This window comes from Nonomuraea sp. NPDC049750 (genome assembly GCF_040659625.1).
Taxonomy (GTDB): domain Bacteria; phylum Actinomycetota; class Actinomycetes; order Streptosporangiales; family Streptosporangiaceae; genus Nonomuraea.
In genome coordinates this window covers 12454-33597 of the sequence record NZ_JBFANB010000017.1, presented here as the reverse complement: position 1 = coordinate 33597, position 21144 = coordinate 12454, and the positions used below count along the sequence as shown (strand labels likewise).

General features: G+C 70.0%; 16 protein-coding genes and 3 pseudogenes. 10 read left to right on the top strand and 9 right to left on the bottom strand.

The annotated features are described in order from the left end of the window. Positions 1-4 precede the first annotated feature (4 nt). From AB0J16_RS35725 to AB0J16_RS35710, 4 genes are all read left to right on the top strand, one after another. Positions 5-193 carry a DUF6229 family protein gene (locus AB0J16_RS35725; protein WP_225302757.1) on the top strand — a complete coding sequence of 63 codons (189 nt, stop codon included), beginning with the start codon at positions 5-7 and terminating at the stop codon, positions 191-193. 55 nt (positions 194-248) lie between these two features. Further along, positions 249-440 carry a DUF6229 family protein gene (locus AB0J16_RS35720; RefSeq protein WP_225302756.1) on the top strand — a complete coding sequence of 64 codons (192 nt, stop codon included), beginning with the start codon at positions 249-251 and terminating at the stop codon, positions 438-440. Positions 441-458: 18 nt separating this feature from the next. Beyond that, positions 459-3335, top strand: coding sequence for a type 2 lanthipeptide synthetase LanM family protein (locus AB0J16_RS35715; RefSeq protein WP_358547872.1), 2877 nt, complete (start codon positions 459-461; stop codon positions 3333-3335). A 164-nt stretch (positions 3336-3499) separates the two neighbouring features. Further along, positions 3500-5287, top strand: coding sequence for an ABC transporter ATP-binding protein (locus AB0J16_RS35710; RefSeq protein ID WP_358547870.1), 1788 nt, complete (start codon positions 3500-3502; stop codon positions 5285-5287). A 234-nt stretch (positions 5288-5521) separates the two neighbouring features. Here AB0J16_RS35710 and AB0J16_RS35705 read toward each other — a convergent pair. The 6 genes and pseudogenes from AB0J16_RS35705 to AB0J16_RS35680 form a co-directional block, all read right to left on the bottom strand. Next, positions 5522-6493 (bottom strand): annotated as a pseudogene (locus tag AB0J16_RS35705) (FAD-dependent oxidoreductase). Positions 6494-6553: 60 nt separating this feature from the next. Then, positions 6554-7834 carry an MFS transporter gene (locus AB0J16_RS35700; RefSeq protein ID WP_358547868.1) on the bottom strand — a complete coding sequence of 427 codons (1281 nt, stop codon included), beginning with the start codon at positions 7832-7834 and terminating at the stop codon, positions 6554-6556. A gap of 124 nt (positions 7835-7958) precedes the next feature. Beyond that, positions 7959-8786 carry a DinB family protein gene (locus tag AB0J16_RS35695; RefSeq protein ID WP_358547866.1) on the bottom strand — a complete coding sequence of 276 codons (828 nt, stop codon included), beginning with the start codon at positions 8784-8786 and terminating at the stop codon, positions 7959-7961. 235 nt (positions 8787-9021) lie between these two features. Beyond that, positions 9022-11775, bottom strand: coding sequence for a pyruvate dehydrogenase (acetyl-transferring), homodimeric type (gene aceE, locus AB0J16_RS35690; protein ID WP_358547862.1), 2754 nt, complete (start codon positions 11773-11775; stop codon positions 9022-9024). Between the two features lie 283 nt (positions 11776-12058). Continuing rightward, positions 12059-12514 (bottom strand): hypothetical protein, encoded by a 456-nt coding sequence (locus AB0J16_RS35685; protein ID WP_358547859.1) that lies wholly within the window; start codon positions 12512-12514, stop codon positions 12059-12061. Then, positions 12511-13257, bottom strand: coding sequence for a helix-turn-helix domain-containing protein (locus tag AB0J16_RS35680; RefSeq protein ID WP_358547856.1), 747 nt, complete (start codon positions 13255-13257; stop codon positions 12511-12513). The genes AB0J16_RS35685 and AB0J16_RS35680 overlap by 4 nt, the downstream gene beginning before the upstream one ends. A 77-nt stretch (positions 13258-13334) precedes the next feature. On the opposite strand from AB0J16_RS35680, the gene fdxA reads away from it, so the two are divergent. The 3 genes from fdxA to AB0J16_RS35665 all read left to right on the top strand — a co-directional run bounded on the left by fdxA (position 13335) and on the right by AB0J16_RS35665 (position 15322). Continuing rightward, positions 13335-13676 carry a ferredoxin gene (fdxA, locus tag AB0J16_RS35675; RefSeq protein WP_358547852.1) on the top strand — a complete coding sequence of 114 codons (342 nt, stop codon included), beginning with the start codon at positions 13335-13337 and terminating at the stop codon, positions 13674-13676. Positions 13677-13776: 100 nt separating this feature from the next. Continuing rightward, on the top strand, positions 13777-14781 hold the full coding sequence (gene gap / locus AB0J16_RS35670; protein ID WP_358547849.1) for a type I glyceraldehyde-3-phosphate dehydrogenase: 1005 nt from the start codon (positions 13777-13779) through the stop codon (positions 14779-14781). Between the two features lie 208 nt (positions 14782-14989). Continuing rightward, on the top strand, positions 14990-15322 hold the full coding sequence (locus AB0J16_RS35665) for a cupin domain-containing protein (protein ID WP_358547846.1): 333 nt from the start codon (positions 14990-14992) through the stop codon (positions 15320-15322). A gap of 157 nt (positions 15323-15479) precedes the next feature. On the opposite strand, the gene AB0J16_RS35660 is transcribed toward AB0J16_RS35665, so the two are convergent. Continuing rightward, positions 15480-16616 (bottom strand): helix-turn-helix domain-containing protein, encoded by a 1137-nt coding sequence (locus tag AB0J16_RS35660; RefSeq protein ID WP_358547843.1) that lies wholly within the window; start codon positions 16614-16616, stop codon positions 15480-15482. Between the two features lie 858 nt (positions 16617-17474). Here AB0J16_RS35660 and AB0J16_RS35655 point away from each other — a divergent pair. The 3 genes and pseudogenes from AB0J16_RS35655 to AB0J16_RS35645 form a co-directional block, all read left to right on the top strand. Continuing rightward, the gene (locus AB0J16_RS35655) at positions 17475-17810 is read left to right on the top strand and encodes a TraR/DksA C4-type zinc finger protein (RefSeq protein ID WP_358547840.1); all 336 of its coding nucleotides are present in this window, start codon (positions 17475-17477) and stop codon (positions 17808-17810) included. Further along, positions 17786-18496, top strand: coding sequence for an STAS domain-containing protein (locus tag AB0J16_RS35650; protein ID WP_358547838.1), 711 nt, complete (start codon positions 17786-17788; stop codon positions 18494-18496). Before AB0J16_RS35655 ends, AB0J16_RS35650 begins: the two co-directional genes overlap by 25 nt. 157 nt (positions 18497-18653) lie before the next feature. Continuing rightward, positions 18654-20102 (top strand): annotated as a pseudogene (locus tag AB0J16_RS35645) (universal stress protein); the annotation flags it as partial. Between the two features lie 72 nt (positions 20103-20174). On the opposite strand, the pseudogene AB0J16_RS35640 reads toward AB0J16_RS35645, so the two are convergent. Together AB0J16_RS35640 and AB0J16_RS35635 are read right to left on the bottom strand one after the other, a co-directional pair. Further along, a pseudogene (locus tag AB0J16_RS35640) lies at positions 20175-20597 on the bottom strand (aconitase family protein); the annotation flags it as partial. 167 nt (positions 20598-20764) lie between these two features. Beyond that, positions 20765-21127 (bottom strand): DUF488 family protein, encoded by a 363-nt coding sequence (locus AB0J16_RS35635; RefSeq protein WP_358547836.1) that lies wholly within the window; start codon positions 21125-21127, stop codon positions 20765-20767. Positions 21128-21144 lie beyond the last annotated feature (17 nt).

Here is a 21144-nt window from a genome sequence, read left to right as displayed (position 1 = left end):
AAGCATGCCTGTCACCCTGGGACGCTCCGAGGAGATCGTCGCTGCTTGGCGCGGCGGAACAGCGACCATCGAGGACAACCCGGCCGGCCCGCTGTTCATGAGCGAGTACGCCGAGTCGGAGATCACGATGGTTCGCGACGACACCCGGCGGCCGAGCTCGTGCACCGGCAACCGCACCATCCCCTGCTGCTGACCTCGAACCCCCCGGTCAACGCAGGACAGCACACCTGTCCACGAAAGGAGTAAGCATGCCCGTCACGCTGGGACGCTCCGAGGAGATCGTCGCTGCTTGGCGCAGCGGAACGGCGACCATTGAGGACAACCCGGCCGGCCCGCTGCTCACAGGTGAGTACGCCGAGTCGGAGATCACGCTGGCCCTCATGGACACCACCAAGAGGGCCAGCGCCTGCACCGCAGGTCGCACCGGCCTCTGCTGCTGATCAAGGAAGGTTGGACGTATGGCCGGGGAATTCGACCCGTCGCTGGAGTATTTGACCGCACCGGCGCTGGCCGGGCTGTCGGCCACGCTGGGATCGATCCCCGGCCTCACGCCTGCGGAGACCCAAGTGATCCACCAGGCGGCCGCCGAAGCATTGGAGGAGACCGTCCGTCTCAAGGTCAACCGCGTACTGCTGCTGGAACTCAACGCGGCCAGGATCAGTGGAAGGCTGACCGCGCAGACTCCACAGCTGCGGTGGCAGGAATGGAAGGCGACGGCCGCGAGGCCCGAGTTCTGGCGATCCATGGGGCAGCACTACCCCCCGATGCCGTCCAGGCTTGCCACGATCATCAGCAACCGGTGTGCCGCGGCCGAGGAACTGGCCCGCCGGTTCGCCGCCGACCGGGCGGCGCTCGCCGCGCTGCCGGGTGGCCTCCGCGGTGACCTGGTCCGGGTCGATTTCGGGGCGGGAGACAGCCATCGTGGCGGGCGCACCGTCGCCGTCCTGCACGGTTCGCAGGGGCAGGTCGTCTACAAGCCCCGCTCCCTCGCCGTGGACGAGGCACTGGCCCGGCTGATCGCCCGCCTGGCCGCCGAGTTGCCCGCCGGGACCGACATCCGCGTACCTGACGTGCTGGTCCGTGAGGGGTACGGGTGGGCGGAGCACATCGGGCACCGCTACTGCGCGGACGACGCGGAGCTGCGGTCCTTCTACCGCGGCATCGGGCACTGGCTGGCGCTGATGCGCCTGATCGGCGGCAGCGACCTGCACGCGGAGAACCTCATCGCGGCCGGATCTGCCCCCGTCGTCATCGACTGCGAGACGCTGTTCACCCCGCACGCCCCCGCCAAGCCCTCGGGGTACGGCGAGGCCGTGGACCTGGCGACCGACCTGCTCGGCGGGTCGGTGCTGCGCACCGGTCTTCTCCCCGGACGGGGCGTCTCGCTCGGCTGGCGCGGCGTCGACATGTCGGCCGCCGGCGCGCTGCCCGGCCAGCAGCCGTACACCGAGGTACCCGTCGTCGTCGACGCGGGCACGGACATGGCCAGAGTGGGGATGGCGCGGGCCGAGATGGGAGCGGTGGCCAACCACCCGAGCCCTGACCCGGTCCTCGCCCGCTACTGGGACCGGGTCCTGTTGGGATTCGTCGAGCTGACCGAGCGGCTCGACGCGCTGGACCGGGCGGGCGAGCTGGCCGGGCTGCTCGAGGACTTCGCCGACCGTCCCATCCGGGTCGTGCTCCGCGCGACCGAGGCCTACGCCGAGCTGGCCCGCATGCTGTGGCACCCGGTATCACTGCACGACGAGGTCACTGCGGTCGGCAAGGCCGCGCGGCTGCTGGCGCAGCACGCCGAGAACCTGCCCGGAGCACCGTCGGACCCCGAGGTGATCGACGCCGAGGTGGTCGAGCTGCTGACCGGCGACATCCCCTTCTTCGCCACATCGCCCGCCCGTGGTCGTCTGGACGGCCCCGGCGGAACCTCGTATGGAGACGAGCAGGACCTCATAGCGGACGCGCTGCGGCGCTGGCGCGATCGCGACGCCGCCCTCGATCGCGAGGTGATCCGGGCGGCCCTGGTCAGCGCTTACCTCAACGAGGGGTGGATGCCCGACAACAAGCCGATGGCCGCGCCCGTCATCCGGCAGCAGGACCTCGACGTGCGCCGGCGCCGGGTGGCCGCCGCCATCGCCCGCAGCGTGCTGGACGCGGCGGTTCACGGCGACGACGGCACGGTCACCTGGATCGCGCCGGTGCTCACCTCCACCGGCTGGTTCGTGCAGCCGCTGAGCCCTGACGTGTACGGCGGCGCGTACGGGGTCGCCATCCTGCTGGCCGCCTACGCGAGCGAGACCGAGGAGGGAAGGGCCGACAAGGTGCCCGGCCTGGACAAGTTGTTGGCCGGTCTGCTCCGCACGATCACGATGGCCGAGGACCGGGACGCCGAAGAACGGCACACCGGGCCGCGGCGTCGCCCCGACCCGCCGGGCGGCTACGTCGGCATCGGCTCGCAGATCTGGAGCTGGCTGCTGCTGAGTGGGCTCGGCGCCGTCGGTTCCGCCGAAGCGGTCGCCCGGGCCTGTGCCCTGGCGGAGGAACTGCCCGAGGCGGTGGCCGCCGACGAAGGCTACGACCTGCTCACCGGCATGGCCGGCGCCATCGTGCCGTTGCTCCGCCTGTCCGAACGCACCGGCGACCAGCGGTGGTTCACCGAGGCCCGTCGCATCGGGGAGCGCCTGGTCGCACTGGCCCGCGTCGAGGACCGTGGAGCGTCCTGGCCCAGCGCCGCGTTCCCCCAGGGGATAGGCGGGGTCTCGCACGGCGCCACCGGGATCGGCTGGGCGCTGGCCCGGCTCTCCGACGCCGCCACGTCCGGCGGCGCCGAGTTCGGCACCCTGGCGGGCAAGGCGTTCATCTTCGAGGAGTCGCTGTACGACCCGGAGGGTAACGGATGGCGGGACCTGCGCGAAGTCGACGACCCCCGTGTCACCTCCAGCGCGTGGTGCCACGGAGGCGGCGGCATCGGCCTCGTCGCGGCCGACCGGCTGGCCCGCGAGGGCGACCCGCGCTGGCGGGACGTACTCCGCCGCGCCGCCGCGTCGTCCTGGTCGATAGGTCTCGGCTGGAGTCACACGCTCTGCCACGGAGACTTCGGCAACTGGGAGATCCTTTACCGCGCGATCGAGGCGGGTGTCGGGCCCGAACGGTTGACCCGTGAGACCCTCACCGCGCGGATGATCGGCGGCATCGACGAGCACGGGCCGGTCAGTGGCCTCGCCCGCGACGCCTTCACCCCGGGGCTGATGCCGGGCGTCGGCGGCATGGTCTACCAGCTGCTGCGGATGCATCCGGACAGCCCGCTCCCGTCCGTCCTGCTGCCCGACCCGGAGGGGTGAGCTGCGCTGAGAGTCGACTGTCCGTGGTGCTGGCCGACCCAGAGGGGTGAGCTGCTCTGAGCACCGACGACGAGCTGAACTCGCCGTACTGGCACCTGGCGGACCCCGACCGCGACGGCGGGCCCTGGCGGAACCTGCGGCGGCTGCCGCGCACCGTCCGCCCGGTGTTCGACATCGTCTGGCGGGCCGGACGGCGGCCCGCCCTCGCCATCCTCCTGCTGCTCACGGTGTCGGGCGTGGCGACGGCGTCCGGGCTGCTGGCCACCACCGCTGTGCTGGAAGAACTCCTCTCCGGAGGGCCGACCCCGGACCGGGTCATGGCGGCGCTCCCTGGCCTGGCGCTGCTGGTCGGCGTGTACGCGCTGCGCGGCGGCGTGGAGGCGGCCGTCACGCTGGCCCGGGCGCGCCTCGACCCCGCGGTGCGCAGAGCGGCCGAAGACGGACTGTTCTCCGCGAGCCTCGCGGTCGAGCTGACCGCGTTCGACGACGACGGCTTCTACGACCGGATGCACCGTGCCCGCGACCGGGGGCTGTACTACCTCGAACGGGCCACCGGCAACGTCGTCGAGCTGATCGGCGCCGCCTTCGCTGTCGCCGCGACCGCCATCGGCATCGGCGTGCTCCACCCAGTGCTGCTCGCCGTGCTCGTCCTCAGCGTGCTGCCCGAAGGCTGGGCCGTGCTGCGCGCGGCCCAGCAGGGCTACGAGGCGACCGCGCGCATGGTCACGCTCAACCGGCGGATCCTGATGCTGGCCGACCTCGCCACCGAGCGGGAGCCCGCGGCGGAGATCCGCGCCTGCCAGGCGCAGCCGTTCCTGCTGGAGGAGTACCGGCGGGTGGGGGACGTCCTGCGCGAGGAGGAGGTGCGTGTCGCCCTGGCCCAGGCGCGCACCCGCACGGCGGGCCGCGTGCTCGCGGGCGTGGCCACCGGGGCCACTCTCGTGCTGCTCGGGGTGCTGCTCCACATCGGCTGGATCCCGCTCGCCGTCGCCGGCACCGCCGTCATCGCGATCCGGACCGCCACCGCGGCGCTGAACCGTCTCGTCCTGGCTGCAAACCAGTTGTTCGAGCAGGCGCTCTACGTGAGCGACTACGAGACCTTCCTAGAGGACGCACGCACCCGCCGTCCCGTCGTGGGGGGCCTGCCCGTCCCGGCCGCACCCCGACGGATCGGTCTGCGTGGCGTCGCCTTCTCCTACGCGGGAGCGGGTGACGGCCGGCTCGCGCTGAGTGACATCGACCTGACCATCGACGCGGGGCAGACCATCGCGCTCGTCGGAGAGAACGGCTCGGGCAAGACCACGCTCGCCAAACTCATCGCCGGGCTCTACCGCCCCACGCGCGGCACCGTCACCTGGGACGGCCTTGACCTCGCCGAAATGGACGCCGCCGAGGTGGTCTCGCATGTCGTCATGGTCCTGCAGCATCCGGTCCGATGGCCACACGACGCCAGGGTCAACGTTCGGGTCGGACGCCACGACAAGGACGATCCCGGCGACGTCGCGTTGCGCACCGCTGCCGACCTCGCCTCCGCCAGCGAGGTCATCGACGGCCTCCCGCGCGGCTGGGACACCCTGATGTCGAAGAAGTTCCGCGGCGGCCAGGACCTGTCAGGCGGCCAGTGGCAGCGGCTGGCCGTCGCCCGCGGACTGTTCCGCGACGGTCACCTGCTGATCTGGGACGAGCCGACCGCCCCGCTCGACGCCAAGGCCGAATACGCCGTCTACGAGACACTGCGCCGCGTCGCCGCGGGCCGCACGGTCGTCCTGATCACCCACAGACTCTCCAGCGTCCGCAACGCCGACCGCATCTATCTGCTGCACGAGGGCCGGATCGCCGAACAGGGCACCCACGAGCAACTACTGGCCGCAGGCGGCCGCTACGCCGACCTGTACCACCTGCAAGCCCAGATGTACGGCACGTCACCCCCCATAACTCTCCCAACCCCCTGACCCCGGCGGCTTCCCCGCCCACCGCCGACCCCGCGTCCGTCCGGGGTGGGCCGACGAGGTGCCGTTCGTGGTGGCGCGTGCGCGGGGGCGTGGGATATGCCCTATGACCGTCCGGCGTTATAACGGCCTCGCTGTAGTCTCGGGGAAATTTCCAACAGATTTGCCTGACCTGCGGCGATACACAGGGCCTTCATGTTGATCACGATCTGGACGGGTGGGCGGGTCTGCCGACGCTCAACCCACGGTGTGGGCTGCGGCCGACCGCGCGGCGCTGGTGTGGAGGCGCGGCAGCGCTGCGAGGTAGTGCTCGGAGTCCAGGGCGGCCACCGCGCCGGAGCCGGTGGCGGTGGCGGTGGCGGCCTGCTTGTAGGTGGGGTCGATCACGTCACCGGCGGCGAAGACTTCGGGCAGGTTCGTGCGCGAGGAGGGAAGCTCAACCGCGATGGTGCCGTGCGGGGTGAGGGTGAGCTGGCCGTGCACCAGGTGCGTGCGAGGTCTGCGCCGATGGCAACGTAGACTCCGTCGACCGGCGGCGAGTGCCGGCTGCCGTCAGCGGTGTCGGTCAGCGTCAGGTCCTGCACGCGCTGCTCGCCGTCGATGGCGGTCACCGTGGTGTTCCAGCGGAAGGTGATCTTCGGGTCGGCGAGTGTGCGGTCTTGCAGGGCAGCGCTGGCGCGTAGCCGGTCGCGGCGGTGGATCACAGTCACGGTGGCGGCGAAGCGGGTCCGGAACGTCGCCTCTTCCAGGGCCGAGTCGCCGCCGGCGACCGCGACGTGCTTGCCGCGGAAGAGCGCACCGTCGCAGGTGGCGCACCAGGACACGCCATGGCCGGACAGTCGCTCCTCGCTGGGGACGCCGAGTTTGCGGTAGGCCGAGCCGGTGGCGTAGATGACGGTGCGGGCCTCGTGAGTGCCGCCACTGCCCAGATGGGCGCGTTTGACGTCACCGGCCAGGTTGAGGGCGTGACGTCGTGATAGACGATCTCGGCGCCGAACCGTTCAGCCTGCTGCTGCAGGCGCTCCATCGGGTCGGGGCCCATGATGGGGTCGGGAAGCCGGGGACGTTCTCCACCTCCGTGGTCTTCATCAGCTCGCCTCCGGCGTCGACGGAGCTGGCGATCACGAGGGGACGCATATTCGCGCGGGCGGCGTAGATGGCGGCGGTCAGTCGGGCCGGGCCGGAGCCGACGATGAGGACATGGCGCATGGCCAGGAGACCTCCTGCCAGGTGAGGCGAAACGGAAAAGGGGGGAGAGTGCAGGGGATGTCAGGCGGGGTCGCGCCGGGCCCACACCAGCACCGGGATGAGCAGCAGGGACAGGATCCCGCCGGTGAGCGCCATGCTCGGGTAGCCGGTGGCGGCCATGACCATGCCGGAGGCGGTGCCGCCGCCGGCGCCGGACAGGGCGATGAGCACGTCGATGGTGCCCTGGACGCGGGGACGGTTGTGCGGCACGGTGGCGTCGACCACGAGGGCGGTACCGGCGATGAGCCCGAAGTTCCAGCCCAGCCCGAGCAGCGCGAGCGCGACGATCAGTAGGCCTAGGCAGTCGCCGGGCGCGAGGGCGGCGGTGATTCCGGCGGCCAGCAGGGTGATGCCGGAGGCGATCGCCATCGGGGTGCGGCCGATGCGATCGACCAGGATGCCGGTGACCAGCGACGGCAGGTACATGGCGCCGATGTGGACGCCGATGACGAGTCCGACCTGGCCCAGCCCGTGATGGTGGGCGCGCATGTGTACCGGGGTCATCGTCATGATGGCGACCATCGCGATCTGGGTGAGCGCCATGACGGTGGCGCCGACGTAGGCGCCCGTGCCGGGTTTGGGCACGCCGCCGCCCTCGCCCGGTGTGCTGGAATGTTGGGCGGCGGCCGCCTCCAGCCGGCGGGCCAGCAGCAGCGGATCGGGGCGCAGCAGGGCGACCAGCGCCGCCCCGGCGGCCGTATAGGCCACACCGGCCAGCAGGAACGGGCCGGCGAGGGCGGGGATACCCCAGCCGGCCGCCATTGAGCCGAGCGGTTCGACCAGGTTGGGGCCGGCCACGGCGCCGAGGGTGGTGGAGACCATCGCGACGCTGATGGCCTTGCCGCGCTGGGCGGGCAGCGCCAAGTCGGTTCCCGCGTAGCGGGCCTGCAGGTTGGTCGCCGTGCCGGCCCCGTACACCAGCAGTGCGCCGAACAGCAGCGGCACGCTGCCGGTCACCGCCGCGGCCACGACGCCGAACGCGCCGAATCCGCCGGCGGTGAACCCGAGCCCCAGGCCGATGCGCCGGCCCCATCGCTGGCTGAAGCGCCCGACCAGGTAGGCCGCCAGTGCGGATCCGAGCGTGAACAGGGCCGCCGGGAGCCCGGCGAGGCTGTCGGTGCCGAGCATCTGCTGGGCCAGCAGCGCCCCGACGGTGACCCCGGCCGCCAGCCCCGCGCCGCCGAAAACCTGGCTGATCACGACCACGGTCAGGGTGCGCCGGTGCACCCGCCGACGCGCCGCCTCATCCACCTCGTCCAGCTCGCTCGCCGTGGCGGGCCGGGTACCAGGGTGCGGTGTCATGCTCGATCTCCTTACTCACGTGCCGATCGTGCGTGCCGGTGCCAGAGATCGGCGGCCTCGGTGGCCGGTTGGGGTGGTCCTGGTGTTCACAGGGTGATCGATGGGCGGGTCGCGGCCGGACGGCTCACGCGAGGGCGTTGAGGACGAGGTAGCCGTCCAGGCGGGAGACCTGGCCGGTGTCCGGGTCGGGCGGCAGGGGGTGGCCGAGGTCGCCTGCGCGGACTTCGCTGATCCACTGGTCGTGCTGGTACTCGTGGTTGATCAGGGCGACCAGGAGGTGGGTGGCGACGACGGTGAGCTGGGCCGGGGCGGCGACGCGGCCGGCGGCGATGTTGTTCATCCGGGCGTGTACGCGTTCGGCGACGGTGTCGCGGAAGGTGGTGAGCCGTTTGACGGTCGGCAGTGCGCCGCGGAACTTCTCGGGCTGTGCGGAGTCCATCAGCGCGTCCAGTTCCGGGTCGGGGCTGGGCTCGGCCGCGGTGAGGTTGCGGATCATGAAGTGGGCGACGTGGGCCTGGTGGCCGAGGTGCCAGCCGATGGCGCTGGAGTTCTCGCTGGGCCGCCAGGTCACCTCGTCCGGGCTGAGGTCCTTCCATCGTCGGTGTAGGCGCGGGCGCGATCGTACTCGCGCAGCAGTACTGCTACCTCGTGCATGGGTTACCTTCGCGTGATCAGAGCGGCGGTCTGCCCGTGGCCGGGAGTGTTCGATCACGTTTTCTGTCAGCAGCTCGGTGCTCACCTCTATGTCCGGCGCCAACGCGCGTGCTTTGTCGGCGGCAGCCTCCAGCGCCCCGGCGCAGTACTGCGTCTTTTCCATGCTGAACAGCAATTGCTCGCATACGTGCACGACCCGCAGGGCCAGCTTCCGGCGCCGGGCATCGGCGGCGGCCCATTCCACTGCCGCTATGGCTGGCGCGGACCCGTCCGTCCCGGCCACAATCGGTTTGGCCATCGCCCATCTCCTCACGAAGTGGGATCCGTTCCACTTCCAGCCTCCCCCAACATCGCTCCCTACATCCTGGGTACGAAGTCCCGGATGGAGGCGACCATGGGTCCCTACCTGCACAGATGGTGCGGGCGCTGAGGCCACTACCGCGGCCGACAGCCATCGCCTGGCCGACCTGAGCCCAGTGGCAGCCCGCGCGCTTCCCCCTGCCCCCATCAGCGGTGGACGACAGTCCGGGTCTCTACTCGGCGGAGCCTTCGGTGTTGCCGGGCGCGGCGGCGGTGACCTCGTTCAGCCGGTACAGCTCGACGGCCTTGCCGGGCGCGGAGGCGTCAAGCTCACCACGCTCGGCCAGTTGGGTGAGCACCCGCAGCACGATGGAGGGCGCGTCGATGTGGAAGTGGCGGCGCAGCGCCCCACGGGTGTCGGAGTGTCCGAAGCCGTCGGTGCCCAGGGAGGACCAGGGGGCGGGGACGAACGGTGCGATCTGGTCGGGCACCGTCCGCATCCAGTCGGACACGGCCGTCACCGGGCCCGGTTCGGTGGCCAGGCGGCTGGTGACGTACGGGATCTTGCGCGGTCGGCCGGGGTGGGCGAGGTTCCAGGCGTCGGTGGCGAGGGCTTCGCGGCGCAGTTCGGTCCATGAGGTCACTGACCAGACGTCGGCGCCGACGCCCCAGTCGTCGCGCAGCAGGTGCTGGGCCTGCAATGCCCATTGCACAGCGATGCCGGAGGCCAGGATCTGCGCTCGGGGCCCGTCGGTCTTCTCAGCTGGACGGTAGCGGTGCATTCCAGCGAGGATGCCGTCGATGTCGACGTCGGCCGGCTGCGCCGGCTGGGTGATGGGTTCGTTGTAGAGGGTGAGGTAGTAGAAGACGTTCTGATCCTCACCGTCGCGGGGTTCGCCGTACATCCGGCGCAGGCCGTCGCGGACGATGTGGCCGAGTTCGAAGGCGAAGGCGGCGTCGTAGGCGAGGCAGGCGGGGTTGGTGGAGGCCAGCAGCAGCGAGTGGCCGTCCTCGTGTTGCAGGCCCTCGCCGTTCAGGGTGGTCCGGCCGGCGGTGGCGCCGAGCAGGAAGCCACGGGTCATCTGGTCGGCGGCCGCCCACAGGCCGTCGCCGGTGCGTTGGAAGCCGAACATGGAGTAGAAGATGTAGATCGGGATCATCGTTTCGCCGTGGGTGGCGTAGGAGGTGCCGGCCGCTGTCCACGACGCCGTCGAGCCGGCTTCGGTGATGCCCTCGTGCAGGAGGACACCCTTGGTGTCCTCCTGGTAGCTGAGCATTAGTTCCCGGTCCACGGCGAGGTAGGTGTGCCCGTGCGGGGAGTAGATCTTCGCGGTCGGGAAGAGCGCGTCCATGCCGAAGGTGCGGGCCTCGTCCGGGATGATCGGCACGAACCGGTGGCCGATGCCGGGGTCTTTCATCAGGTCCTTGAGCAGCCGGACGAACGCCATCGTGGTGGCGACTTCCTGCCGGCCCGAGCCGCGGCCGGCGACCGCGTACGCCGCGGCGTCCGGCAGGCTCAGCAGGGGCTGGCGGGGCACGGTACGGGCGGGCAGATAGCCGCCCAGCGCATGGCGCCGCTCTCGCAGATACTCCAGTTCCGGCGCGTTCTCGGGCGGCCGATGGTAGGGCGGCAGTTTCTCGTCGAGGGCCGAGTCGGGGATGTCGAGGTAGAGCCTGTCGCGAAATGACCTGAGGTCGTCGAGGGTGAGTTTCTTCATCTGGTGGGTGGCGTTGCGGCCCTCGAAGTGCGAGCCGAGGGTCCAGCCCTTGATGGTCTTGGCCAGGATCACGGTCGGCTGGCCGGTGTGCTCCACGGCAGCCTTGTAGGCCGCGTACAGCTTGCGGTAGTCGTGCCCGCCGCGCTTGAGCCCCCAGATCTCCTCATCGGACAGGTGCGCGACCATGGCGGCCGTGCGCGGGTCGCGGCCGAAGAAGTGCTCCCGGACGAACGCCCCGGACTCGGCCTTGTAGGTCTGGTAGTCCCCGTCCGGCGTGCGGTTCATCAGGTTGACCAGCGCGCCGTCGGTGTCGGCGGCCAGCAGGGGGTCCCACTCGCGGCCCCAGATCACCTTGATGACGTTCCAGCCGGCGCCGCGGAAGAAGGCCTCCAGCTCCTGGATGATTTTTCCGTTGCCGCGGACCGGGCCGTCCAGGCGCTGCAGATTGCAGTTGATGACGAAGGTGAGGTTGTCGAGTTCCTCGCGGGCGGCCACGCCGATCGCGCCGAGCGCCTCGACCTCGTCCATTTCCCCGTCGCCGAGGAACGCCCACACCCGCTGTCGGCTGGTGTCCTTGATCCCGCGGTGGTGCAGGTAGCGGTTGAACCTGGCTTGGTAGATCGCGTTGATGGCGCCCAGGCCCATCGAGACGGTGGGGAACTCCCAGAAGTCCGGCATGAGCCGGGGATGGGGATAGGACGGCAGACCGCCGCCTGGGTAGGAGAGTTCCTGACGGAATCCGTCAAGCTGGCCGGCGGACAGCCTGCCCTCCAGGAAGGCGCGTGCGTACATGCCCGGCGAGGCGTGGCCCTGGAAGTAGATCTGGTCGCCGCCGCCCTCGGCGGCGTGGCCGCGGAAGAAGTGGTTGAACCCCACCTCATACAGCGACGCGGCTGAGGCGTAGGTGGAGATGTGCCCGCCGACCCCAATGCCGGGCCGCTGCGCCCGGTGCACCATGATCGCGGCGTTCCACCGGATGTAGGCGCGGATGCGCCGTTCGATCTGCTCGTCGCCGGGAAACGGCGGCTCCAACTGCGGCGCGATGGTGTTGATGTAGTCGGTGCTGTGCAGGCTGGGCACCCCGACCTGGCGCTGCCGGGCGCGCTGCAGCATGCTGAGCATCAGGTATCGGGCCCGATTCGATCCGGCGTGGTCCACTACCGCGTCGAAGGACTCCAACCATTCCTGCGTTTCGGCGGGGTCCAGGTCGAGAAGCTGGCTGGGCAACCCGTCGCTGATCAGCGGTGGGCGCTGCATTTCTGAGGTCATGACGTCGGCCCTTTCTCTGAAAGCGTTGACCTTGCGACGTTCACCGGCACTGATGCGCACAACACCGGCCCGGACGGGGGCCGGGCTGCTCCGCTCGTGCTGCGAGACGGCAAAGCGCAGCCGGACCGGCGCCCGCGCCACGAGCGTGCGGCGCCGAAAAGGCGCCGGGCACTCTTTGACACGGTCCGGCATGCCAGGCCGCGATGCCGTGGCCTGGACCTGCGGCGGGTGCGGACGGCGGACCGGCCCGGTCGGTTACCTGTCGGCGTCTCCTGGCAGGCGATCATGGCAGGAGCCGATCAGCGAGGAGGATGCCGAGGGCGGGCAGGAGCACGACCTTGGCGCATTCAGCGGCGATGTAGGCCAGGTGGTGGTGCGATCGCGGTGGGCTCTGCCCCTGGATGAGATGTCGCGCCCGGCGATCCAGACCGGGCCGCAGAACGGCCACCTGGATGACCAGCAGCGTCCAGATGGCGATCAGCACCGTCGTCACGATGCCACCGAGGGTGACCTTGCCGGCGTTGCCGGCGAGCAGCGTAAGGGTGAGGGTGACGGCCAGGGCGAGTTCCGCGACGTTGAGGGCCCGGAAGACCAACCGGCCGATGCCAAGCCCGAGCGGCACGGTGATGCCGGGCGCGCGGAACTTCAGTGGGGTCTCCAGGAACGAGATCGCCAGCACCATGCCAAGCCAGAGGAACGGGACGGCGATCTGCGCCACGGCGGCAAGATGGGTGTTCACGGCTGACTCCCGACGTCGGGGGGCGGTGGGGCCTGCTGGCCGTGGACCGGCCCGGCCGCAGGGGCGATCTGTGCTAGGCACAGGTGAGGCCGGACGAAGGGCTGCAGACTGACCGTCGTGGGCGGGGCATCGACGTCGGCCAGGGCCCGGCGCAGCATGCCCAGGTGGATCGAGCAGACCACCTCCGGATGCGTCGCGGCGATGGCGCGAAACGGGCAGGCATGCAGGCGAATCAGCGTGCTGTCCCCGTCATGGGCGAGTTCGGGGTCGAAGCCGAGCTCGGCGAACACGGCGTTCACATGGACCGCCGCCTCGCTCAGCGTCGCCGTTGCGGCTGTCGGCGCGGGAAGGAGTTCGCGTTGTCCGCTCCAGGCCCAGCCGGCCTGTTCGGCCCGTTGCGCGCGTTCGTCGCGGTCGCCGGCCCAGTGCGCGGCAAGGAGCGCGGACAGCAGCTCGTAGCCGGTGTGCCCGCCGGGTGCGACGGCGTGGTTGGCCGGGCTGTAGAGCCGTCGCGGTCGTCCTCGCGCACCGGAATGGCCGGCCTGGCTTCGCACCAGCCCCGCATCGATCAGGACGTCGAGGTGGAAGCGGGCGGTGGTGACGTGCAGGCCGCATGCCGCGGCCAGCTCCCGCACATCCAACGGACCCTCGCTGGCCCGCAACACGTCCAGCAGCCGCAGCCGGCTGGCGACGGCGAGTGCCCCGTGCGTCTGGGTTCGTTCGATCGCTTGATTGTTGTCCACCCCTCCACCATATTAAAAATGATGCTGATAGTCTAAAAATGGTTCGCTAGCGCGATGTCTGGCAGGAGGAGACCTATATGACCTATGTGATCGCGGAGCCGTGCATCGATGTCCTCGACCGGGCTTGCGTCGAGGAGTGCCCGGTCGACTGCATCTACGAGGGTGCGCGAGCGCTGTACATCCACCCCGATGAGTGCGTGGACTGCGGTGCGTGCGAGCCGGTCTGCCCGGTGGAGGCGATCTTCTACGAGGAAGACGTGCCGGCGGCCTGGTCGGAGTTCACCGCCGACAACGCCAGATTCTTCACCGAACCGCTGCCTGGTGCGGTCGCGGCGTTGGGCTCCCCGGGCGGGGCAGCCAAGCTCGGCCGAGTAGGGGTGGATACCCCGCTGGTCGCCCGGCGCCCGAGTCACGCCTGAGACCGATTCACTGCGCACCGGGTAGGGCATCGGTTGCGGGTGTCGCCGGTTCGCCGCAGCTCCTGCATGCTGACGAGACTCAAGATGAAGGTGGTGTGAGATGCCACGCGTGGCCATCAACGGACTGGGCCGCATCGGCCGGGCAGCGTTGAAGATCCTGCTGGACGGCGACGGGCTCGACCTCGTCGTGGTCAACGACATCGCCGACGTCGGCAACCTGGCCTACCTGCTCAGATACGACACCGTCTACGGGCGCTACCACCGAAAGGTCGACGCCGTGGACGGAGCGCTGCTCATCGACGACCGGCGGATCCCGGCGTTCGCCGAACATCACCCGGCGTACCTGCCGTGGGCCGACTTCGGCGTCGACCTGGTGCTGGAATGCACCGGCGTCTTCAAGACCGAGGACGACCTGAAAAAACACCTTCAAGCAGGCGCCTCGTACGTGATCCTGTCCGCTCCGACAACCGCGGAGAGCGTGCCCACGGTGGTGCACGGCGTGAACCACCCCGACGGAGAACCGCAGATCATTTCCTGCGCCAGCTGCACCACCAACTGCATCACCCCCGTCATCGAGGTCGCCCACCGGCACATCGGGGTCCAACGGGCGGTGATGACGACCATCCACGCCTACACCGCCGGCCAGCAGCTCGTTGACGGCCCCAGCAAGAGTTTCCGGCGCGGCCGGGCCGGAGCGGCCAACCTGGTACCCACCTCGACCGGAGCGGCACGAGCCACCACCCGCGCCGTCCCCGAACTGGCCGGCAGGTTCGACGGGATCGCGGTGCGCGCCCCTATCCCGGTGGGCTCGATCGCCGACATCGTGTTCGTCGCCAGCCGGCCCACCACCGTCGAGGAGGTCAACAACGCCTACCGGCAGGAGGCCGCATCCGGCCGCTACTACGGCATCCTCGGGGTCTCGGAGGATCCGCTGGTCTCCGCCGACATCGTCGGCGACCCCCGTGCGGCCGTCATCGACCTTGACCTGACCCGGGTCGTGGACGCCACCCTGGTCAAGGTGATGGCCTGGTACGACAACGAATGGGGGTTCACCCACCAGATGATCCGCGAGGCTCGCACCACGCTCGGCCTGGCCGCAACCTGATGCCCTGTTCAAGGACGGTTGCGGCACTTTCGTTCTGGACCCGGAAACGGCGGTCCTCGGCGATAAGCCGGCCGGTAACTGAAGACGCCGCGGCCCAGGGGCGCCGCACCGGTGTGAGAGACGATTCACGTTGCAGGGCGGCGACTCCCAAAACTCCAGAGGCGGTCCCACGCCTGTGGCAGCAGTCGAACCCGGAGGCAAGGACGGCATGCAGAAAATCTCGCTCACAGCCCTGGCCCGCCAACAAGTCGACCGGGCAATCGCGGCCGGTGGCGGTCATGCCGCCGGCACCGTCTACGGCGGCCATGAGAAGGTGCTCCGTCAGACGGTCATCGGCATGAGCCAAGGCGCGAGCCTCGCCGAGCACGAGAACCCCGGCGAGGCCACGGTGCAGGTGCTCCACGGCCGTGTCCGCATGATCGCAGGTACGCAGTCGTGGGAGGCACGCACCGGAGATCTGCTCATCGTGCCCGACGCCCGCCACAGCCTCGAGGCGTTGGAGGACTCCGCGCTCTTGCTGACCGTTGCCAAGCTGCCCTGATCCGATGGCGGTGGGGCGGCCACCGGCAGGCCGGCCGAAACGCCCCCGCACCGGCGCTGGGGGCGTCCGTGCGGGCTGAAGCGGGCCCGCTCACCGTGGCCACCACGCCCAGGCCATGTCCCGGTCATCGCAGGAGGGCACCGCGTCTGCGTTCAGGCTAGGCCGACGTGGGCAAGGGTTGTTCCGGCCAGTTGAGGACTTTGGCGCCGAGCACCGCCGCTTGCAGGGTGAAGCGGTGAGCAGGGTCGGCGGGGTTGTAGCCGGTCAGTGTCTTGACCCGGTTCAGTCGGTAAGTGACGGTACGCACCGACACGTGCAGTCGCTTGGCCGATTCGGTGGCCACCTCTCCGGTGTCGAAGTAGGCCTCCAGGGTGGTCAGTAGCGGCTGGGCGCCACCGCGGGCCTGCACCAGGGGGCTGAGCACGGCGTGTACCAGGTCGACGATGGCGGGTTGGTCGCGTAGCAGAACCCGGTAAATGAGCAGGTCGTGGGCGTTGACGACCGGAGTGTCGACATGCAACCGGCCGGCCATGGTGAGCGCTTCGCGGGCTTCTTCGTAGGAGCGGGCGATGCCGTACAGGCCCGGATAGGCACGGCCGACAGCCACCCGCCAAGGGCGCCCGCGCGGTCGGCGGCTGAGTTCGCGGTGCATGAGCCGCCCGAGATCGTCTCCAGGATCGTCGGTGGGCGCTACCCTGCCGGCCAGGGCGGGGTCGGCGGGTGCCAGCACGACGAGGAGACCGTCCTTGGTAGCGACGAGCACGTCCCGGTCACCGAGCCGGTCGAACACGACTGCCTCCAGGGCGCTGATCGCCGCGTCGGCATCGGGCAGCCGCCGGCTTGGCGCCGCGAGGGCGACCTGGTGGACGCGGGCGAGGTCGAGCCCGAAAGGCTCGGCGCGTTCCACCAAGGCGCCCAGGTCGGAGTCGCCGCGCAGGAGGTCGTCGATCAGTTCGCGGCGCAGCGTCTCCTCCCGGCGGACCAGGTCGCGGCGCGCGTCCGCGTAGCCTTCGGCGAGCCTCGCGACCGCGAGGTCGACAACGAGCAGCACCGCGGTGGCGGCGGCGCGCACCTCCTCACGGTCGCGGGAGCGCACCGCCATCGGCAGGTCCTGCCACAGCCGCCGCGCCGCCGACAAGTACAGCTGAACCACCCGCCCGGCGGAAATGCCCTGTTCCGCGGCCCGCCGGCCGAGCAGACCCACCGCCTCTAGCTCGCCGCGCTTGGGCCGGCGTCCGTCCACGGCGGCGTCGGCCAGCAGCGGCAGGTACTCACCGAGCAACTCCACCGGCACGCCTCCAGCATCCCGACTGGCCCCCTCGGCAACACTGACGAGCCACGCGTCATCCGCATCAGATTCCGACGGTGAGCGCTCGCTGCGCCCCCGGGTGCTGTCGGCCATGCCCACCTCCGTACCCGCCTCGCCTCCCGAACCACGGACGCCTTCGATGCACCGTGTGCGGTGCCCGGCGGCAGCGGCTGGAATTCCACCGGCTGGCTTGGTCGGCCCTGCTGGTCGACGGTTCCCGATGACGGTGACGGGGCGCCTGCTTCGCCAGCCCGTCCTTGCCGGACGTCGGCAGTTTAGACCTGGCCGTACCTGTGCGCCTGGCACCTGCCCGCTACCGCGAGACTCAACCACCACGACGGGCGCATCCGAGAAACCCGCCACGGCCCATCATTGGAAGCCTCACTCGTGCTGTGACCAGCGTCGCCGCTGTCGACGTGACCAGAGAAGGGGCAGGTCGCGACCGGCGGTCGGCGTTGACGTACCGTCTACCGGGGCACGCAGCTGCCAGGCCGACCTGCTGGGACGATCGCTGGTCACCGGTGCCTTCATCATGTTGACCGTACGGTGTGCGGTCCTCGCCGGCCGGGTGAGCGCGGTGACGCGATGGTTGCCGACGGTCGGCAACCACGCCGCCGGCATGTTGGCCGGTGGCACCCCCTGCCTTTCGCCTCATGACGACATAGGTTGGCAGTAGAAGGTGATGCCGGATCGAGCGAGGAGGCAGGCCATGACGGCCTGCCGGGATCCCGCCGCGGCTGCCCAGTTCATTGGCTCGCAGCCGCCGCCAACGCATCACTAAGACCCGCGGCGCGGACATCTGCCGCGCCTGCCACCGCAAACCTTGAGAAAGGGGCCAGTTACGTGACCAGCACTGTGCACGATCCGACTGTGCATGATCCGGTCGAGGACCTGCGCACCACGCTGGAGGAGCAGTTCCAGCGGCACAGCGACCAGCTCGCACACCTTACCGTGTGCGGCCGGCAGCCCGACCGCGGCGGCTTCGACGACGACATCCTCGAAGCTCTGATCACCTCCTCCCGCCAGGTGGTGGCCGACACCGCGCAGGCGTTGCGGCGCATGGCTGAGGGCACCTACGGGACCTGCGAAAGCTGCGCCACCGACATCCCGTTGCAACGGCTGGAAGTCCTGCCGCACGCCCGGTTCTGCGTGCCATGCCAGCGCAAGCGGACCGGCTGACCGGCCGGCACCTGGCCGGGATGCACCGGCCCGAACTCGGCCACAACTGCACTGAACGGAGACCACTGATGCGTTTCTCATCGACCCGACACTCGGCCGGCGACGGGGTCGTCACGCTGATCCCTGCGGGCGAGATCGATCTGCTCACCGCCGGTGCGCTGCGAGCCGCCATCGAGGACACACTGCATGCACCAGGCCACATCGACATCGTCGACCTGGCCAGGGTGACATTCCTCGATTGTGCGGGAATCAGCGTCCTGGTGGCCGGCCGTAACATCGCCATCCGGCGTGGACGCGGCTACACGGTAATCAATCCGCAGCGGCGCGTGCGCCGGGCCCTGGACCTTACCGGTGTTTCGGAGGAGCTCACGTACCTCCCGCAGCGAGCACCGTCGAGCAGTCGGCCGGCACGATCACCACGGCCCGGGCGGCGCCGACTCGACCAGTGGGCAGAGCTGGCACCACCTGCAGCCGCCGAGCTGAGGCATGTTTCGAGTGGCCTTGACAGCGCTCGCCGATGGCCGACCGCCACACGCGCGACGATCGTCACACGACCGCAGCAGGCAAACCATCCACGGTGGCCGCGAGCACCGCCTGTCGCAGACTGTGATCGCGTTTTCTGCAGCCCAGAGAGGAGCAGGAGAACCCAGGCGAGGCCTGCCTGCACCTGCTGCGCGGCCAGATAGGGCCGAACGTAACCGCTCACCAAGGTGCAGGCGCCGAGATCACCATCCACCGCCGGACCCGCAACGCTCATACCTGAGCATCGACTGATCGGGCCGACCACCAGATCACCCAGCTGCGGCAGCCGCCGCCGCTCACACCCGGAAGGGGACCGAGAGCATGACCATCAACCCAGCCGCTGTGATCGTTGTGGGAGTCGATGGCTCTCCGCAGAGCCTGTCCGCGGTGGACTGGGCAGCCCGGGAAGCGGCCGCCCGGCAGTGCCGGCTGCGGATCGTGCACGCGTTCCTGTGGCCACTGATGGGCGTACCGCTGGAACCGCCGGTGATGGGGCCGCCCTATGCCGGGCTCCAGCAGGCAGCCGAACAACTCCTTCGCGCCGCCACCGACCGAGCCCGCCAGGCCGCCCCCGCCCTGGACATCAGCACCGATCTTCCGGTGTGCGCCCCCGCTGCGGCGTTGATCGACGCCTCCCACGACGCTGCCCTGGTGGTGGTCGGTCACCGCGGCCTGGGTGGGTTCACCGGGCTGCTCGTCGGGTCCGTCGGCGTCCAGACCGCTGCGCACGCCGCCTGCCCCGTCGTCGTCGTGCGCGACAGCCCATCCGGTGCCCCCGATGAAACCGGCCCGGCTACCGGTCAGGTGGTGGTTGGCGTGGACGGCTCGGGCCAGTCGAATCTCGCCGTCGACTTCGCCTTCGCGCACGCGGCGCTGCACCGCCTGGGCGTCGTCGCCGTTCACGCCTACCAGTGGCGGATCGGGAGCTACCACGTGGATTACTTGTACCCAGGGCCTGCCCGGCTGCTCACCGAAGCCGTTGCCGGATACCGCGAGAAGTACCCCGATGTTCCGGTACAGCAGAAGGTCGTCCAGGGAGAGTCCGCCGATGTCCTGGTCGCCGAATCCGCGGGTGCCGCCCTGACCGTCGTAGGATCCCGTGGCCGCGGCGGCTTCACCGGCCTGCTGCTCGGCTCCACCAGCCAGCGCGTGCTGCACCACGCGCCCGGCACAGTGGCCATCGTCCGTACCCAAGCCACCCATGGCGGCGACACGACCCGACCTCGGCAGGGCGTGTCGGACGCCCCGCAACCTGCGCGAGTAGCCACCAGTCCCACCGCACCGGCAGCGCCCCAACCAACCGCCGCCGCGCAACCCGCAGCACGAGACCGGACCGGCGCCGACGCAGCGGGCACGGGCGCACCGCCGGTGTCGTCGTTCGCCAAGTCGCTGTTCACGGGCCGGCTGCCGGCCGCGATGGTGATGCCGTATCCGCGGCTGGCCCGTGACGAGCAGCGCCGCGTCGACGGCCTGATCGGCGACGCCCGGGACTTTCTGGACGCGTGCTACGACCCGATCAAGGTCGAGCAGGAACGGTGGGTGGGCGACGACATTGTGCGCGGGCTCGGTGAACGCGGTCTGCTCGGCCTGTATGTGGCGCCCGAGTACGGCGGGCAGGGCCTGTCGCAGACCGGCTACTGCCGGGTGATGGAGGAGTTCGGCGGCTACGACGGGAGCCTGTCGGTGGTCATGGGGGTGCACCAGTCGATCGGGATGAAACCGATTCACCTGTTCGGATCCGACGATCAGAAGGCCCGTTTCTTGCCCGATCTGGCCGCCGGTCGAAAGCTTGCCGGGTTCGCGTTGACCGAGCCCGGCGCCGGCTCCGACATGCGTGGCATCACCGCCTACGCCGAGCGGCAGGCCGATCGCCAGCATCCCCAGCGAACCCGCCGCCGGCGTGTGGCTGTCGGAGCCGGCCAGCGTCTTGCCGGGGATGCCGAAGCGCTGCATGTGGGTCGGGTGGGAGACACCGTTGCCCGGCTTGGAGTACCACAGTCCGAATCGATGGCAGGCCGAACGCAGGAAGGTATGGTCCTCTGCGTTCTTGCTGTCAGTCTGCAGCAGATTGTGGTCGACGTACTGCACCGACACCTCGGTGCGTGCTCGATCCAGGCCGAGCGCTTCCAGTTCGAGCATCACCAAAGTGCCGGTCGCGTCCTGGGTGAGGGTTTGGTCGATCCGCAGGGCTATCTCTTGCCCCGCGGTCATCTCGCCGGACACCAGGTGGGTGGCGATCAGTTTCTGCGCGACGTTGTGCCCCATGCTGCGCCTCCCGGCTTTCCTCAAGAGTTTGTCGCCACCCGGGCGCTACTCCTGCCACGATGACTCCTCAGCCTGCTGTCGGCCGTCAGCACGATTGCGGAGGTCCGGAGCGTGCGCCCGCGCATAACGGCCTGTTCCATCACGAACTGCCTTGCCGATTGCCGTGGTCAGCGCTGGAGCAGTTCGGCGAGCACTGCTGCCTCGCTGATCTCAGGCTGTTTGGTCGCGGTGAGGAGCGTCAGCATGCCGTCTTGCGCGAGCTTGCGCAGGTGCGTCACCGCGTCCGTCCGTTCGGGGGCTTGGAGCTCGCTGCGATAGCGGCGTCCGAACTCGGCGAAGAGTTCGGGGTCGTGGTGATACCAGGTGCGCAGCTCTGTTGAGGGGGCGACCTGTTTGCACCATTCGTCGAGGCCGGCCTTGGCTTTGGTCAGCCCTCGCGGCCAGATCCGATCGACCAGCACCCGGGTGCCGTCGTCTGCCGCCGGTTCTTCATAGACCCGACGCACCTGAATCTTGCTCTTGGCTGTCATTGTTCTGCCTCCTCGCG